Source organism: Amycolatopsis anabasis (assembly GCF_009765355.1).
Classification (GTDB): Bacteria; Actinomycetota; Actinomycetes; order Mycobacteriales; family Pseudonocardiaceae; genus Amycolatopsis; species Amycolatopsis anabasis.
Window position 1 is genome coordinate 16,768 of sequence record NZ_VTHK01000019.1, and the last position, 14,838, is coordinate 31,605.

Annotated in this window: 15 protein-coding genes; 8 read left to right on the forward strand and 7 right to left on the reverse strand. The window is 71.0% G+C overall.

Features of this window, described 5'->3' with window-relative positions; all coding sequences use genetic code 11:
* Nucleotides 1-165: 165 nt before the first annotated feature.
* The gene (locus FXO23_RS24260) at nucleotides 166-738 is read left to right on the forward strand and encodes a TetR/AcrR family transcriptional regulator (protein WP_158887723.1); all 573 of its coding nucleotides are present in this window, start codon (nucleotides 166-168) and stop codon (nucleotides 736-738) included.
* Here the strand turns inward: FXO23_RS24260 and FXO23_RS24265 are convergent.
* Entirely contained in the window at nucleotides 735-1,736 is a 1,002-nt protein-coding gene (locus FXO23_RS24265) for a Gfo/Idh/MocA family protein (protein ID WP_158887724.1), read from the reverse strand. The genes FXO23_RS24260 and FXO23_RS24265 overlap by 4 nt on opposite strands.
* A 30-nt stretch (nucleotides 1,737-1,766) precedes the next feature.
* Nucleotides 1,767-2,765: a LacI family DNA-binding transcriptional regulator gene (locus tag FXO23_RS24270; protein ID WP_158887725.1), complete on the reverse strand. Its 999-nt coding sequence runs from the start codon at nucleotides 2,763-2,765 to the stop codon at nucleotides 1,767-1,769.
* Nucleotides 2,766-2,871: 106 nt separating this feature from the next.
* On the opposite strand from FXO23_RS24270, the gene FXO23_RS24275 reads away from it, so the two are divergent.
* The 6 genes from FXO23_RS24275 to iolD are packed head-to-tail and all read left to right on the forward strand — an operon-like array spanning nucleotide 2,872 to nucleotide 9,392.
* A complete protein-coding gene (locus tag FXO23_RS24275) occupies nucleotides 2,872-3,765 on the forward strand; it encodes a sugar phosphate isomerase/epimerase family protein (RefSeq protein ID WP_246257741.1) in 894 nt (297 codons plus the stop codon).
* 24 nt (nucleotides 3,766-3,789) lie between these two features.
* The gene (locus FXO23_RS24280; RefSeq protein ID WP_158887727.1) at nucleotides 3,790-4,785 is read left to right on the forward strand and encodes a sugar ABC transporter substrate-binding protein; all 996 of its coding nucleotides are present in this window, start codon (nucleotides 3,790-3,792) and stop codon (nucleotides 4,783-4,785) included.
* A complete protein-coding gene (locus tag FXO23_RS24285; protein ID WP_158887728.1) occupies nucleotides 4,782-5,825 on the forward strand; it encodes an ABC transporter permease in 1,044 nt (347 codons plus the stop codon). Before FXO23_RS24280 ends, FXO23_RS24285 begins: the two co-directional genes overlap by 4 nt.
* Nucleotides 5,822-6,616, forward strand: a complete 795-nt coding sequence (locus tag FXO23_RS24290) for an ATP-binding cassette domain-containing protein (protein WP_158887729.1) — start codon at nucleotides 5,822-5,824, stop codon at nucleotides 6,614-6,616. Before FXO23_RS24285 ends, FXO23_RS24290 begins: the two co-directional genes overlap by 4 nt.
* Complete coding sequence (gene iolC / locus FXO23_RS24295) at nucleotides 6,616-7,545, forward strand: 5-dehydro-2-deoxygluconokinase (protein ID WP_158887730.1); 930 nt, start codon at nucleotides 6,616-6,618, stop codon at nucleotides 7,543-7,545. The genes FXO23_RS24290 and iolC overlap by 1 nt, the downstream gene beginning before the upstream one ends.
* Nucleotides 7,542-9,392, forward strand: coding sequence for a 3D-(3,5/4)-trihydroxycyclohexane-1,2-dione acylhydrolase (decyclizing) (iolD, locus tag FXO23_RS24300; protein WP_158887731.1), 1,851 nt, complete (start codon nucleotides 7,542-7,544; stop codon nucleotides 9,390-9,392). Before iolC ends, iolD begins: the two co-directional genes overlap by 4 nt.
* Here iolD and FXO23_RS24305 read toward each other — a convergent pair.
* From FXO23_RS24305 to FXO23_RS24320, 4 genes are all read right to left on the reverse strand, one after another.
* On the reverse strand, nucleotides 9,368-10,456 hold the full coding sequence (locus tag FXO23_RS24305; RefSeq protein WP_158887732.1) for an alkene reductase: 1,089 nt from the start codon (nucleotides 10,454-10,456) through the stop codon (nucleotides 9,368-9,370). The two genes, iolD and FXO23_RS24305, sit on opposite strands and share 25 nt — an antisense overlap.
* 131 nt (nucleotides 10,457-10,587) lie before the next feature.
* Nucleotides 10,588-11,559, reverse strand: coding sequence for an AsnC family transcriptional regulator (locus FXO23_RS24310; protein WP_158887733.1), 972 nt, complete (start codon nucleotides 11,557-11,559; stop codon nucleotides 10,588-10,590).
* Nucleotides 11,560-11,568: 9 nt separating this feature from the next.
* A complete protein-coding gene (locus tag FXO23_RS24315; RefSeq protein WP_158887734.1) occupies nucleotides 11,569-12,633 on the reverse strand; it encodes an NAD(P)-binding domain-containing protein in 1,065 nt (354 codons plus the stop codon).
* Between the two features lie 69 nt (nucleotides 12,634-12,702).
* A complete protein-coding gene (locus FXO23_RS24320) occupies nucleotides 12,703-13,509 on the reverse strand; it encodes a maleylpyruvate isomerase N-terminal domain-containing protein (protein WP_158887735.1) in 807 nt (268 codons plus the stop codon).
* A gap of 74 nt (nucleotides 13,510-13,583) precedes the next feature.
* Here FXO23_RS24320 and FXO23_RS24325 point away from each other — a divergent pair, with 74 nt between their 5' ends.
* Nucleotides 13,584-14,189, forward strand: a complete 606-nt coding sequence (locus tag FXO23_RS24325) for a TetR/AcrR family transcriptional regulator (protein ID WP_246257742.1) — start codon at nucleotides 13,584-13,586, stop codon at nucleotides 14,187-14,189.
* On the opposite strand, the gene FXO23_RS24330 is transcribed toward FXO23_RS24325, so the two are convergent.
* The gene (locus tag FXO23_RS24330) at nucleotides 14,125-14,835 is read right to left on the reverse strand and encodes an SRPBCC family protein (RefSeq protein ID WP_158887736.1); all 711 of its coding nucleotides are present in this window, start codon (nucleotides 14,833-14,835) and stop codon (nucleotides 14,125-14,127) included. The genes FXO23_RS24325 and FXO23_RS24330 overlap by 65 nt on opposite strands.
* Between the last annotated feature and the right edge of the window lie 3 nt (nucleotides 14,836-14,838).

Consider the following 14,838-nt stretch of genomic DNA (forward strand, 5'->3'; position numbering starts at 1 on the left):
AACGTGCCCATTCCGTGGGGAACTGTCGCTGGTGACCAACGACGCAAACCAGCCTCTGGAGCGACAGTTTCCCACGGCGCGCCGAAGGCGTGCCTGAAACCCAACCCAACTCGCCACACGGCCACCACCGCCACCACCAACCACTAGCGACTATCCTCCAAAACTATGGGCAGACCACCAACCCACACCACCGACAACTTCCTCGACGCCGCCATCGCCATCTTCGCCGAGGACGGCGTACGCGGCGTCACCATGACCGCCGTCGCCCGCCGCACCGGTGCGCCCAGCGGCTCCATCTACCACCGCTTCCCGGATCGCGCCGCGCTCCTCGCCGCCGTCTGGCTCCGCACCGTCCACCGGTTCCACACCGGATTCCTCGAAGCACTCGACCACGAGCCCGCCCTGGAAGCCGCCGAAAACGCCGCCAAGCACACCATCGCCTGGTGCCGGAAGCACCCCCAGGAAGCCGCGATCCTCTACACCGGAAAACGCGCGTTCAGCCCGGACGACTGGTCCCCAAAAGACATCAAGGAATCCAACGCCACCGACAAAACCCTCCAGAACGCACTGCAGACCATGGCAGGCAGGCTCAAACCGGCCACCCAGGACGAAGTCCTCCTCGCCCTGGTCGACCTGCCCTACGCGGTCGCCCGCCGGCACCTGGCCAACGGGCAACCCCCACCACCCCGCGCGGTCGACCTGGTCGCCCGCACCGCGCGCTCCATCCTCGCGCGCTAGCCGCGCACCTCGTCCAGCCGCACCGGGCGCCGCTCCCGCCGGGACAGCTCGCACGCCTCGGCCACGTAGAACGCCGCCAACGCGTCCGCCACCCCGCACGGGCTTTCCGCCTCCCCGCGCGCCACCGAAACGAAGACCTCCAGCTCCCGCACATACGCGGGCCGGAACCGCTCCATGAAACCGGGATACGCGGGCCCGGAAGGCCAAGAAACCCCAGACTCCAGCGACCGCAACGGCAACCGCTCATCCAACCCCACCGCCGCACTGTCCTGCGACCCGAGCAACTCCAGCCGCACGTCATACCCGGCCGCGTTGTACCGCCCCGCCGACACCAAAGCGATCGTGCCGTCATCCAAGGTCAACACCGCGGCCGCGCAGTCCACGTCCCCGGCCTCCGCGAAGAACGCGGCCCCCCGATTCGCCCCGAGCGCGTACACCTCCACGACCTCGCGCCCGGTCACCCACCGGATGATGTCGAAGTCGTGCACGCTGCAGTCCCGGAACAACCCACCGGAATGCGGGATGTATTCCGCGGGCGGCGGCGCCGCGTCGAACGTGGTGGCCCGTACCGTGTGAATCCACCCGAGCCGCCCCGACCGCACCGCCTCCCGCGCCGCGACGTACCCCGCGTCGAACCGGCGCTGGAACCCGATCTGCACGGGCACCTCGGACGAACCGATCCGATCGAGCACCACCAGTGTCCCCGGCACATCCGCGGCGACCGGTTTCTCGCAGAAGACCGGGATCCCCGCGTCCACCGCCTTGATGATCAACTCGGGATGCGCGTCCGTCGCCGCGGTCACCACCAGACCGTCCACACCGGACTCGAACAACGCGTCGATGCCGTCGACGCTCTCGACGCCGACCTTCGCCGCCGCCCGGCGCGCCCGCTCGACGTCCGCGTCCGCGACGACGACCGAATCGACCCCGGAAATCTGCCGCAGGATCTCCGCGTGCGTGGTCCCGATCCGCCCGGTCCCGGCAAGTCCCAGTTTCATGCAATCTCCTCAGAATTCACAAACCCGCGATCAGGCAGGAAGAGCCGCAGTGGTCGACCGGACCACCAGCGAGGGGTGCAGCAGGTGGCGCACCGGATCGCTCCGCTCCCCGCGCACCCGTTCCAGCAACGCTTCCACCGCCAACCGGCCCATCTCGATCCGCGGCTGGTCGACGGTGGTCAGCGAAAGGTGGCGCAGGGCGGCGAGCGAAGTGTTGTCGTAGCCCACGACCGACACGTCCGCGGGCACGCGCAACCCGGCCTCCTCGAGCGCGGAAATCGCGCCGACCGCGTTGAAGTCGTTACCGGCCAGCAAGGCGGTCGGCATATCACCGGGCGAATTCAGCACCTCTCGCACGGCTTTCTCACCCGCGGTGTCGGTGTGCTCGCTGGCGATCACCCGCGGTTCCAGGCCGTGCCGGAGCATCGCCGCCCGGTAACCCTTGCGCCGTGCGGCGGCGACGAAGGCTCCGCCACCGTCCAGGTGCGCGATCCGCCGGTGCCCGAGCGCCACCAGGTGGTCCACCGCGAGCGCGGCGCCCGCCTCCCCGTCGTCGTTCACAGTGTCCACAGTGGATGCTCGCGAAGTGCGGGAAACCAGCACCACCGGGCATTGCTCGGCGGCCTCCTCGATCGCGGACGCGGGCAGCACCGGGGAGAGCAGCACGACCCCGGCCGGGCGGAAGGAAAGCAGACCGGCCAGCGCCGACCGCTCCCGGCTCGGGCTCCGCCCACCGGTGTTCAGGATCAGGCTGAACCCGGCCGCCTGCGCCGCCGCGTCCAATCCTTCCACCACCTCGGCGAAGAAGGCGTTCCGCAGATCGGACACCATCACGCCGAGGACCGTGGACGTCCGGCTGGCCAGCGATCGGGCCATCACATGCGGTGAATAGCCCAGTTCCTCGGCCGCCTTGAGCACGGCCGCCCGGCGATGCTCGCTCACCTTGGGCGAGCCGCGCATGACCAGCGAGACCAGCGCGCGCGAAACACCCGCCCGCGCGGCGACGTCCTCCATGGTCGGTCGCGCCACCCTTGCCTCCCGCCGAACCCTTGACTTGACGTGAGCGACGCTACAAGATTGGAGCGCTCTAATCAATAGAGCGCTCCAACGCACCGACGAGCTGGAGATGACGCCGATGTCAACGCCGTCCGAATTCCGCATCGCGGCCGCCCCGATTTCCTGGGGTGTGTGCGAGGTCCCGGGCTGGGGCCGGGTCCTGGACGCGCGGACCGTGCTCGCCGAAATGGCCGAGCTGGGGCTGCGCGCCACCGAACTGGGGCCGCCCGGATACCTGCCCCGCGAACCCGCCGACCTCCGCGCCCTGCTGGACGGCCACCGGCTCGCCCTCGTCGGCGGTTTCCTGGCGATCCCGCTGCACGAGCATCCCGACGCCGCGCTGGCCGCCGCCGAGGAATCGGCCGCCCTGTTCGCCGCGTGCGGCGCCGAGGTCCTCGTGCTCGCCGCCGCCACCGGCCTGGCCGGTTACGACGAACGGCCCGCGCTGACCGCCGATCAGTGGCGCACCCTGGTCGGCACCGCGGGCAGGATCCGGGACATCGCGGCTTCCCACGGCCTGGAGACCGTTCTGCACCCGCACGTCGGCACGCACGTGGAAACCGAGACCGAGGTCGAACGGTTCCTGAACGACTCCGATCTTCGCCTGTGCCTGGACACCGGGCACCTGCTGATCGGCGGCACCGATCCGGTCGAGCTGGCCAAGCGCCATCCGGACCGGATCGGCCACCTGCACCTCAAGGACGTGCGCGCCGCGCTCGCCGACGAGGTTCGCGCGGGCCGCCTCGCCTACACCGAGGCCGTCGGCCGGGGGTTGTACGCACCGCTCGGCGAGGGGGACGTCGACATCGAAGCCATGGTCAGGTTCGTCCACGAGGCGGGCTACGACGGTTGGTACGTCCTCGAACAGGACACCGCACTCGATGAGCAAAGCCCGGACGACGTGCCCAGACGGGACACCGCCCGCAGCCTTGCCCACCTCAACGAGATCGTCAGCCGGCTCTCGGCTGCGTAGATTTCCGAACAGCGAGGAGAGACGATGACGTCTTATCGCTCCAGGTTCGGCCGGATCGGTCTCCTGGTAGCAGCGGGAGCGTTGCTGCTCTCCGCGTGCACCGGGCCGTCGGCGGAACCGAAAACGACCGGATCGGGCGGTTCCGGGCCCGTTGAAAGCGGTCCGTTGCGGGTCGCGGTCATCTCCCATGGCACGGCCGGTGACGCCTTCTGGAACGTGGTCAAGAACGGCGCCGAGGCGGCGGGCAAGGAACTCGACGTCCAGGTCGAGTACAACTCCGACGGCGACCCCGGCAACCAGGCGAAGCTGATCGACAACGCGGTCGCCCGGCGGGTCGGCGGGCTGGTGGTGTCGATGGCGAACCCCGAGGCGCTGCGGCCGTCGATCGAAAGCGCGGTCCGCGCCGGGATCCCGGTCATCACCATCAACTCCGGTGAGGACCAGAGCAAGGTCTACGGCGCGATCACCCACGTCGGCCAGAACGAGGGCATCGCCGGGGAGAACGCCGGGCGCGAGTTCAAGGATCTCGGCAAGACCAAGCTGCTCTGCGTGGTGCACGAGGCGGGCAACGTCGGCCAGGCGCAGCGCTGCGACGGCGCGAAGCGGGGCTTCGGCGGCAACGTGGAGAACCTGCAGGTCGACATCAGCAACCCGACCGACGTGCAGTCCCGCATCCGCGGCGCGGTCCAGACCGATCCCTCGATCGACGCGGTGCTCACGCTGAACTCCCAGGTCGCCGCGAACGCGGTGAACGCGATCAAGCAGGCGAATTCGAAGGCCCAGGTCGCCACGTTCGACCTGAACACCGACGTGGTGAACGCCATCCAATCCGGGGACGTGCGGTTCGCCGTCGACCAGCAGCAGTACGAGCAGGGCTACCTGCCGGTCCTGTTCCTCAAGTTGTACCGGGACAACGCGAACGTCGTCGGCGGCGGGCGCCCGGTGCTGACCGGTCCCGACCTCGTCGACAAGTCCACTGTGGACAAGGTCGGCCAGTACGTGAATCGAGGCACCCGATGACCGCGACGGCTTCTCCCCCGCTCGACGAGCGGCTCGCCACCCCGAGGCTGCTGGACCGGCTGGTGGTCCGGCCGGAGATCGGCGCCCTGCTCGGCGCCGTGGTGGTGTTCGTGTTCTTCTCGGTGGCCACCGAACAGTTCCTCAGCGCCGACGGCGTGGCGACCTGGCTGGACGACTCGTCCACGCTGGGCATCATGGCGGTCGGGGTCGCGCTGCTGATGATCGGCGGCGAGTTCGACCTCTCGGCCGGGGTGATGACCGCGTCCACCGCGCTGGTCACCGCGATCCTGGCCACCCAGGCGGGCTGGAACGTGTGGGTCGCGCTGCTGGCGTCGCTGGTGTTCGCGCTGGCGGTGGGCGCCTTCAACGGCTGGCTGGTGATGCGCACCGGGCTGCCGAGCTTCATCGTCACCCTGGGCACGTTCCTCGCGCTGCAGGGGCTCAACCTCGGCGTGACCAAGCTGGTCACCGGCACGGTCGCGGTGTCCGGGGTCCGCGGCGCGGGCGGCTACGAGTCCGCGGGTTTCGTGTTCGCGTCCACAGTGGACATCGGCGGCACGCCGTTCCAGATCTCCATCGTGTGGTGGATCGGCTTCGCCCTGCTGGCGGCCTGGCTGCTGGTGCGGACCCGGTTCGGCAACTGGATCTTCGCGGTCGGCGGGGCGAAGGTCAGCGCCCGCGCGGTCGGCGTTCCGGTGGTGCGGACGAAGATCCTGCTGTTCATGACCACCGCCGCGGCCGGCTGGCTGGTGGGCTCGATCAACATCCTGCGCTTCGCGAGCGTGCAGGCCAACCAGGGCATCGGGCAGGAACTGCACTTCATCATCGCCGCGGTGGTCGGCGGCTGCCTGCTCACCGGTGGCTTCGGCTCGGCGATCGGCGCCGCGATCGGCGCGCTGATCTTCGGCATGGCGCGGCAGGGCATCGTGTTCGCCAACTGGGACAGCGACTGGTTCATGCTGTTCCTCGGGATCATGCTGCTGGCCGCGGTTCTGGTGAACAACGCGTTCCGGCGCCGGGCGGAAAGGGTACGGCGATGAGCACTCCGGGAAAACGGCTGCTCGAGGTCGACGCGGTCGGCAAGAGCTACGGCAGCGTGATCGCGTTGCGGGATGTGTCCACTGTGGTCAACGCGGGCGAGGTCACCTGCGTGCTCGGCGACAACGGCGCCGGGAAGTCCACGCTGATCAAGATCCTGGCCGGGGTGCACCAGCACGACACCGGCGAGTTCAAGGTGGAAGGCGAGCCGGTGCGGTTCACCTCGCCGCGCGAGGCGCTGGATCGCGGTATCGCGACGGTCTACCAGGACCTCGCGGTGGTGCCGCTGATGAGCGTCTGGCGGAACTTCTTCCTCGGCTCCGAGCCGACCGTCGGCCGGGGCCCCTTCCAGATGCTGGATCGGAAGAAGGGCAAGGAGACCACCAAGCGGGCACTGTCCGAAATGGGCATCGATCTGCGGGACGTGGAGCAGCCGGTGGGCACGTTGTCCGGCGGCGAGCGGCAGTGCGTGGCGATCGCCCGCGCGGTGCACTTCGGCGCCAAGGTGCTGATCCTGGACGAGCCCACCGCCGCGCTCGGCGTCAAACAGGCCGGGGTCGTGCTCAAGTACGTCGCGCAGGCCCGGGACCGCGGGCTCGGCGTCGTGCTGATCACGCACAACCCGCACCACGCCTACCCGGTGGCCGACCGGTTCCTGCTGCTCAAGCGGGGCGCGCCGCTGGGCAGCTACGAGAAGTCCGAGATCGACCTGCCCGAACTCACCCGGCAGATGGCCGGTGGCGCCGAACTCGAAGCCCTGGAACACGAACTGCGGGCGGTGGAGGCGACCTGATGACACTGGAAGCCCTGACCATCGGCCGGGTCGGCGTGGATCTCTACCCCGAGCAGAGCGGGGTCCCGCTGGCCGGGGTCAGCACGTTCGCCAAGTCGCTCGGCGGCACCGCGACCAACGTCGCGGTCGCCGCCGCGCGGCTCGGCCGCCGGACGGGTGTGCTCACCAAGGTCGGCCCGGACGGGTTCGGCGACTACGTGCGCCAGGCGCTCACCGGATTCGGCGTCTCCCCGGACCACGTGGGCACCTCCGCCGGGCTGCGCACCCCGGTGGTGTTCTGCGCGCTGGATCCGCCCGCCGATCCGCCGATCCTGTTCTACCGCGAGCCGATCGCGCCGGATCTCACGCTGACCGACGCGGACGTCCCGTGGGACCTGGTGGAATCGGTGCCCCTGCTGTGGGTCACCGGCACCGGGGTGAGCGCCGAACCGGCGCGCGGTACCCAGCGCGGGGTACTGGAACGGCGGGGGCGGCGCGAGCACACCGTGCTGGACCTGGACTACCGCGCCGGGTTCTGGTCCGATGTGGACATCGCGCGGGCGGAGATCGGCTGGATGCTCGACCACGTCACGGTCGCCGTCGGCAACCGCACCGAGGCCGAGGTGGCTGTCGGCACCGCCGATCCCGACCAGGCCGCCGCGCGGATGCTGGCCCGCGGGGTGCGCCTGGCGATCATCAAGAAAGGTGCGGACGGCGTGCTGATCGCGACCCCGGACGGCTCGTGGACCGTGCCGCCGCAACCGGTCGAGGTGGTGTGCGGGCTCGGCGCCGGGGACGGTTTCGGCGGCGCGCTGATCCACGGCCTGCTCTCCGGCTGGGAACCGGTGCGGATCGCGCGGTACGCCAACGCGGCGGGCGCGCTGGTCGCGTCCCGCCTGGCCTGCGCGGACGCCATGCCGACGAACGAGGAAATCGAGGAGTTGCTGTGAAGCTGACGACCGCGCGGGCACTGGTGCGCTGGCTGCTCGCGCAGCGGTCGGAAACCCTGGACGGGCGGGAGGTTCCGCTGTTCCCCGCGGTGTTCGGGATCTTCGGCCACGGGAACGTGCTCGGCCTGGGAACCGCGCTGGCGGAACACCGGGACGAGTTGCCGGTGTGGCGGGGGCACACCGAGCAGGGCATGGCGCTGGCCGCGGCCGGCTACGCGAAGGCCAGCCAGCGCAGGCAGGTCGGCGTGGTCACCTCGTCGATCGGACCGGGGGCGCTGAACATGGTCACGGCCGCCGGGGTCGCGCACGCCAACCGGTTGCCGGTCCTGCTGCTGCCCGGCGACACCTTCACCAGCCGGGCGCCGGATCCGGTGCTGCAGCAGGTCGAGCACTTCGGCGATCCGACCGCCACGGTCAACGACGCGTTCCGCGCGGTCAGCCGGTACTTCGACCGGATCACCAGGCCGGAGCAGTTGCTCGCGACGCTGCCGCAGGTCGTGCGGGTGCTCACCGATCCGGCGGATGCCGGGCCGGTCACCCTGGCGCTGCCGCAGGACGTGCAGGCCGAAACGTTCGACTTCCCGGAAGCGCTGTTCGAGACCGTGGTGCACCGGGTCCCCCGGCCACGGCCCGATGCGCGGACGCTGGCCGAGGCGGCCGCAGCGCTGCGCGCGGCCGAGCGCCCGCTGCTGGTGCTGGGCGGCGGGGTCCGGTACTCGGGGGCGGCGCGGCGGGCGCTGGATTTCGCCGAGCGGTACGGGATTCCGGTCACCGAGACCACGGCCGGGCGGACCCTGGTCCCGCACGATCACCCGCTGCACGCCGGGCCGCTGGGGATCACCGGTTCGGCGTCGGCCAATGCGCTCGCCGCCGAGGCGGACGTGGTGTTCGCGGTCGGCACGCGCTTGCAGGACTTCACCACGGCGTCCTGGACGGTGTTCGCACCCGGTGTCCGGCTGGTGACGCTGAACGCGGCCCGGTTCGACGCGGTGAAGCACGGCGCGCTGGCTGTCGTCGGGGACGCGGACGCGGGGCTCGCCGAACTCGCCGGGGAACTCGGCTCCGCTCCGCTGGGCGCGCCCGGCTGGCGGGAACGCGCGGCGGCGGAGCGTTCGAAATGGGACGCGCACGTCGATTCGCTGCGCGCCCCGGGTTCGGACCTGCCGACCTACGCGCAGGTGGTGGGCGCGGTGAACGACCTGGCCGGCCCGGACGACTACGTGATGACCGCGTCCGGCGGCCTGCCGGGCGAGCTGATCGGCGGCTGGCGGGCGCGTGGCGAGTCCACAATGGACGTCGAATACGGGTTCTCCTGCATGGGTTACGAGCTCGCCGGGGCCTGGGGTGCGGCGATGGCCCGCCCCCGGGGCGTGGTCACCACGCTGCTCGGGGACGGTTCGTACCTGATGCTGAATTCGGAGCTGTTCTCCGCCGCGTTCGCCGGGCACCCGTTCGTCGCGGTGGTCTGCGACAACGACGGTTACGCGGTGATCGCGCGGTTGCAGGAGGGCCAGGGCGGCACGCCGTTCAACAACATGTACGCCGACTGCCGGACCACGCACCGGGAACCGCCGCGCGTCGATTTCGCCGCGCACGCCGAAGCCCTGGGCTGCGCGGTGTTCACCGCGGCGAGCGTGGACGACGCGCGGTCCGCCTACCGCAGGGCACGGGAAGCCGCGGCGGCCGAGCACCGGCCCGCGGTCGTCGTGGTGCGCACGCACCCGAAGTCGTGGACCGAGGCCGGTGCCTGGTGGGAGGTCGGCGTGCCGGAACACGCTTCCGGCCATTCCGCGTACCGGCAGGGCAAGGACCGGCAGGTGCGCTACACCGGTTCGAGCACGGGGTAGTCGGTGTAGCCGCGGTGGTCGCCGCGGTAGAAGGTGGCCGGGTCGGCGGGCGTGAACGGCCCGCCGGCGCGGAGCCTGGCCACCAGATCGGGGTTGGCGATGTACAGCGTGCCGAAGGCCAGCATGTCGGCCAGCCCGTCCGGGACCAGGTGCAGATCCGCCACTCCGGCGGGCCAGGAGTCTTCGGTCTCGTGCGGGTTGAGCAGGAACACGCCGGGCCACCGGTAACGCAGCGCTTCGGTCAACTTCCGGTGCCCGGGGAATTCGAACAGGTGCAGGTACGCGAGGTCGTCGCGCAGTTCGTCGATCAGCGCGAGGTAGAGCTCGTCGACGTCGTCCTCGGTGAGGCCGAACGCGGTGCAGCCCGGCGAGATGCGCAGGGCCACGCGCTCGGGACCGATCGCCGCGGCCACGGCGTCGACGAGTTCGAGCGCGAACCGGGTGCGGTTGCGCACGGTTCCGCCATAGCGATCGGTGCGCCGGTTCGCGTTGCTGGAGAGGAACTGCTGGATCAGGTAACCGTAGGCGCCGTGCAGTTCTACACCGTCGAAGCCCGCGCGGATCGCGTTGTCCGCGGCGGCCGCGAACTCGTCGATCGTCTCCCGGACCTCGCCGGTGCTCAGTTCCCGCGGAACCGGGTAGGGCTTGCGCACCGCCGGATCGCTGCGCACCCGGACCTGGCCCTCGGCCGGTATCGGCGAGGGGGCGACCGGATGACGCCCCGCACCCAGCAGTTCGGGGTGGCTGTTGCGACCGGCATGCATGAGCTGGGCGTAGATCCGTCCGCCCGCGGCGTGGACCGCCGCGGTGACCGGGCACCAGGACTCGGTCTGCCGCTCGCTGTGCAGACCGGGCATATCGGTGTACCCCTGGCCGACCGCGCAGGGGTGTGCGGCTTCCGCGATGATCAACCCGGCGGTGGCGCGCTGCGCGTAGTACTCGGCCATCAGCGGGGTCGCGGAGAGTCCGTCGCCGTAGGCACGGCGGCGGGTCAGCGGCGCCATGGCCACCCGGTTGGGCAGCGTGAGTGCGCCGAGGTTGATCGGATCGAAGACGTCCGGCATCGAACGGGCTCCTTTTCGGAATGGGTGAACACTCGCCAAGGTCGCCCGTGCTCCGCGCGGGAACCCAGCCGGACGGGGTTTTCGCGCACTATCCGACACCGAGTGCGGTGGTTGCGGCGAAATCCGACAGGTCAGCCGATGGGTAGCCCGGCGCATTTCAGCGTGCGCATGATCGGCGCGGTCTCGACCTGGCGGACCGCGGCCAGCGCCGCCACCGGCCCGGTCAGGTAGGCGTAGAGCGCCCGGGAGTTCCGGCAGAGCACGTTGGCGTACAGGTTGGCCGGGCCCGTGGTCGCCGCCGCGAAGGTCACCTCCGGATGCCGCGCCAGCGCCTCGCCGACCGCGACGACTTCGCTCGGCGCCACCGACAGCCACAACGTCGCCGAGGTCCCGAAGCCGACCCGGCGGGCGTCGAAGTCCAGATCGAAGTACAGCGTGCCGGATTCCCGCAGTTCAGCCAACCGGCGACGGACCGTGGTCTCCGACCAGCCGGTCCGCGCGGCCAGTTCCCGGTTCCCGGTGCGGCCGTCACCTTCCAGCGCCGACAGCAGCCGTCTGTCCTCTTCGGACAGCGGCACGGGTTCCTCCGGTGGCGCGGTGACGGGCGCCCGCAACCGATCGACCTGCTCGGTGGTGAGCGGCCCGTTCTTGGTCAGCGCACTCCGTTCGCCGCCGAAGAAAACGTGCAGGACGCAGTGCGCGCCGACCCCGATCACCCGCGGGGTGCGCGGCAGCCGGTCCAACAGGACGGATTCGCCGTCCCCGTTGACGCTGGTCCGGACCATGCAGAGGATCTCCGCGCCACCGGACACCAGGTGCACCCAGGAGGTGTCGTTCCGCGCGACGAGTGCCCGCGCGATGGACGTCGAGGCGTCCGGGGCGCAGCGGACGCGGACCAGCCACTGCTCCTCGCCCACTGCCTGCGGCCGGGTCAGCCCCAGCACCCGCACCGCGCCATCGGACCGGAGGCGGGTGTAGCGGCGGGCGACCGTCTGGTCGGACACCCCGAGCACCTCGGCGATCCGGCTGAACGGCGCCCGGCCGTCGGCCTGCAGCACCTGCAGCAACGCCAGATCGAGGTCGTCGAACGAGCGCAGCGGCATTCAGGGAGCCTAACCGGACAGTCCGAGCAGTTGCCGGATCTCGTGCACCGCGCTGCGGCCCGCGCGGGTCGCGCCGATCGTGCTGGCCGACGGGCCGTAGCCGACCAGGTGCAGCCGGGGTTCGGCGACCACCCGGGTGCCGTCCATCCGGATCCCGCCACCGGGTTCGCGCAGGTGCAGCGGTGCCAGGTGGTCGATCGAGGCGCGGAAACCGGTCGCCCAGAGGATCACGTCGGCGCGCTGTTCGGTGCCGTCGGCCCAGACCACGCCGTGCGGGGTGATCCGCTCGAACATCGGTTCGCGGTCGAGGATCCCGGCCTCGCGGGCACGCGCGACCTCGGGGGTGAGGGTCAGCCCGGTCACGCTCACCACGCTCGCGGGCGGGCGTCCGGCGCGCACCGCGCGTTCGACCTTGGCCACCGCGGCGCGGCCGTCTTCGGGGGTGAACGGGCCCTCGTGGAACACCGGCGGCCTGCGGGTGACCCAGGTGGTGCCGCGCGCGACGGTCGCGATCTCGGTCAGCAACTGCACCGCCGAGGTGCCGCCGCCGACCACGATCACGTGCTTACCGCGGAACTCCTCGCGCCCGGTGTAGTCCGCGGTGTGCAACTGGCGGCCGGTGAACGTCTCCTGGCCGGGATAGTGCGGCCAGAACGGGCGGTCCCAGGTGCCGGTCGCGTTGATCACCGCGCGGGCCGCCCAGGATTCGGCGGCGCTCTCCACCAGCAGCCGGTCGCCGTGGTGGCGGACCGCGAGCACGTCGACCGGGCGGCGGACCGGCAGGTCGTAGACGCGTTCGAAGCGGTCGAAGTATTCGGAGACGACGTCGGCGGCCGGGCGGTCGCCGTCCGGGGTGCCGAGCGCCATCCCGGGCAGATCGTGCAGGCCGTGCACCCGGTCCAGCTTCAGCGACGGCCAGCGGTACTGCCAGGCGCCCCCGGCCCGTTTGCCGTGATCGAGGACCACGAATCCGGAGTCGTTGGGCAACCCCGCCCGGCGCAGGAAGTAGGCGGCCGACAGTCCCGCCTGCCCCGCGCCGATCACCACGACGTCGGTTTCATGATCCGCGTTCACACCCGGTCCAACGCCCCTTCCCCCGCCGCGCTTCCCCGCGAGGACGTGGGCCAGGGCACGTTCCGCACGTCAGGCGGGGTGGAAGAGGGCGATCAGGCGGGTGGCGAGCCAGGGGCGGCGGCCCCAGGCGAACACCTTCCCGGTGAGGGCCGCACGCAGCTGGCCGATGCGGCCGTAGGTGAGCAGGAGCGCGGTCACCGGTTCGAAACTGAGGTGCACGTCGATCCGGTCCGGCGCCGGCGGCCCGACCACCAGGTGCCCGTCGCGGAACTGGTAGAGGTAACTTTCCTGACCCCGCAACCGGAATTCGTAGGTGGCCGTATGCCCGGCCGCGCGGTCCGGGTGCACCCAACCGGGCAAGATCTGCTGCTGGCCGCGCAGGATCATCGGCACCAGTTCCGCGCGGATCGGCCAGGGGCGCCCGAACGCCCGCGCGATGTCGTGGCCGTGCACCACGAACTCGCCGATCAGGGTGCCCAGCGCCCGGTCGGCCCGCACGCGCTGGTCCCCGTCGAAGTTCATCATCGGCTGGTCGTCACCGAACCGCTCGACGTTCTCCAGCAACGAATCGAGGCCCTCGCGGAGGATCGCCGCCAGCTTCGCCGGATCGCGGGTGGGCAGGGTGCGCACCTGTTCCGCGTTGAACGCGGGCAGTTCGGCCACCCGCGACGGCCAGGTGCCCCCGCCGAGCGCGAGATCCCGGTACCGGGCGGGCTCCCTCGCCACATGCCCGAGCACATCCGTGACGGACCAGCCCGGGGTGGCCGGAACCGGAGCATCCGGATCGGGGACGGACAGCACCAGATCGACGAACTCGTCGGCGGTCGCCGCGGCCTCCCGGAGGAGGTCCGCCCTGCTGATCGGTACCGTTCGCATGGGCCAAGTGAAACAACTTGTCTCAACTCTGTCAACAACTGCGACATCCTGTTTCACCAGTAGGATCGACGATCGTGCCTGGTGAAAGCCGTCCGTTGCGGGCCGATGCCGAGCGGACCGTGCGCGCGATCCTGGAAGCCGCGGAACGGCTGCTCGCGCGGCATCCGACGGCGACCATGGAACAGATCGCCGAGGCGGCCGGGGTTTCCCGGGCCACCGTGCACCGGCGGTTCGCCACCCGCGAGGCGCTTCTGGACGCCATGGCCGAATCCGCGATCCGGCAACTGAAGGACGCGGTCGACGCGGCGCGCGTCGAGACCGCCCCGCCCCTCGTCGCCCTGCACCAGGCCACCGTGAACGTGCTGCGGGTGAAGATGGGGCGGCGCTTCGCCTTCCGCCACCTCTCCCCGGCGAACCCGCGGGTCGCCAGGCTCCAAGCCGAACTGTCCGAACAGTCCGACGCCTGGTTCCGCCGCATGCGCGATGCGGGGATGCTGGCCCAGCACGTCGACCCGGTCTGGGCGCGCCGGGTCTACTACGCGCTCGTCAACGAGGCGTTCGACGACGGCGAGGACGACCCGGACGAACTCGCCACCCGGATCGTGCGCACCCTGTTCAACGGCGTCGGAGGCGACGAAGAACGGCGAGGAGAACGAGCAGTGCGGCCGCGCCGGCGATGAGCGGGGCCAGGCGCTTGGCAACCGGGGCGCCCGCGAGGTCGACGAGGTCGATCGCCTCGGTTTCCCGGTTGTTCTCGACCGTGGTCAGTTTCGGCGATGCGGATTCGGCCGGTTTCTCCGGCTCCGGTTCGGCGGCGGTGCCTGGCTTCTCGGGCTCCGGTTCCGCGGCGGTGGCGCCTGGCTTCTCCGGCTCCGGTTCCGCGGTGGTGCCCAGTTTCTCGGCCAGGCAGGCGGCGAACGAGTCCAGGATCTTCCCGCCGACCTCGGAGATCAGACCGCGGCCGAACTGCGCCGGTTTGCCGGTGACCTGCAGATCTGTCGCCACCGTGCCCCGGGTCCGGTCCCCTTCCGCGGCGAGGGTGACCGTCACCGTGGCCGACGCGGTGCCCGCGCCCCGGGCGTCCTTCCCGGATGCCTTGATCACCACCTTTCGCGCGGCCTCGTCCCTCTCCAGGAACTCACCGGATCCCTTGTACAGCAAGGAGATCGGCCCGAGCTTGACCTTCACCGTCCCCTGGAAGGCAGCGCCGTCCACCCCCTTGAGGGTGGCGCCGGGCATGCACGGCGCCACCCGTTCCGGGTCGATCACGGCTTGCCACACCTCCTCCACGCTCGCCGGAACGGTGAACTCGTGGTCGAGGCGCACGGA

What these genes read in the sequence shown, in the direction of transcription:
- FXO23_RS24265 (WP_158887724.1), bottom strand. Translation starts at nt 1,736, where the DNA reads ATGAAACTGGGACTTGCCGGGACCGGGCGGATCGGGACCACGCACGCG.
- iolC (WP_158887730.1), top strand. Translation starts at nt 6,616, where the DNA reads ATGACACTGGAAGCCCTGACCATCGGCCGGGTCGGCGTGGATCTCTAC.
- FXO23_RS24280 (WP_158887727.1), top strand. Translation starts at nt 3,790, where the DNA reads ATGACGTCTTATCGCTCCAGGTTCGGCCGGATCGGTCTCCTGGTAGCA.
- FXO23_RS24260 (WP_158887723.1), top strand. Translation starts at nt 166, where the DNA reads ATGGGCAGACCACCAACCCACACCACCGACAACTTCCTCGACGCCGCC.
- FXO23_RS24310 (WP_158887733.1), bottom strand. Translation starts at nt 11,559, where the DNA reads ATGCCGCTGCGCTCGTTCGACGACCTCGATCTGGCGTTGCTGCAGGTG.
- FXO23_RS24285 (WP_158887728.1), top strand. Translation starts at nt 4,782, where the DNA reads ATGACCGCGACGGCTTCTCCCCCGCTCGACGAGCGGCTCGCCACCCCG.
- FXO23_RS24275 (WP_246257741.1), top strand. Translation starts at nt 2,872, where the DNA reads ATGTCAACGCCGTCCGAATTCCGCATCGCGGCCGCCCCGATTTCCTGG.
- FXO23_RS24320 (WP_158887735.1), bottom strand. Translation starts at nt 13,509, where the DNA reads ATGCGAACGGTACCGATCAGCAGGGCGGACCTCCTCCGGGAGGCCGCG.
- FXO23_RS24305 (WP_158887732.1), bottom strand. Translation starts at nt 10,456, where the DNA reads ATGCCGGACGTCTTCGATCCGATCAACCTCGGCGCACTCACGCTGCCC.
- FXO23_RS24290 (WP_158887729.1), top strand. Translation starts at nt 5,822, where the DNA reads ATGAGCACTCCGGGAAAACGGCTGCTCGAGGTCGACGCGGTCGGCAAG.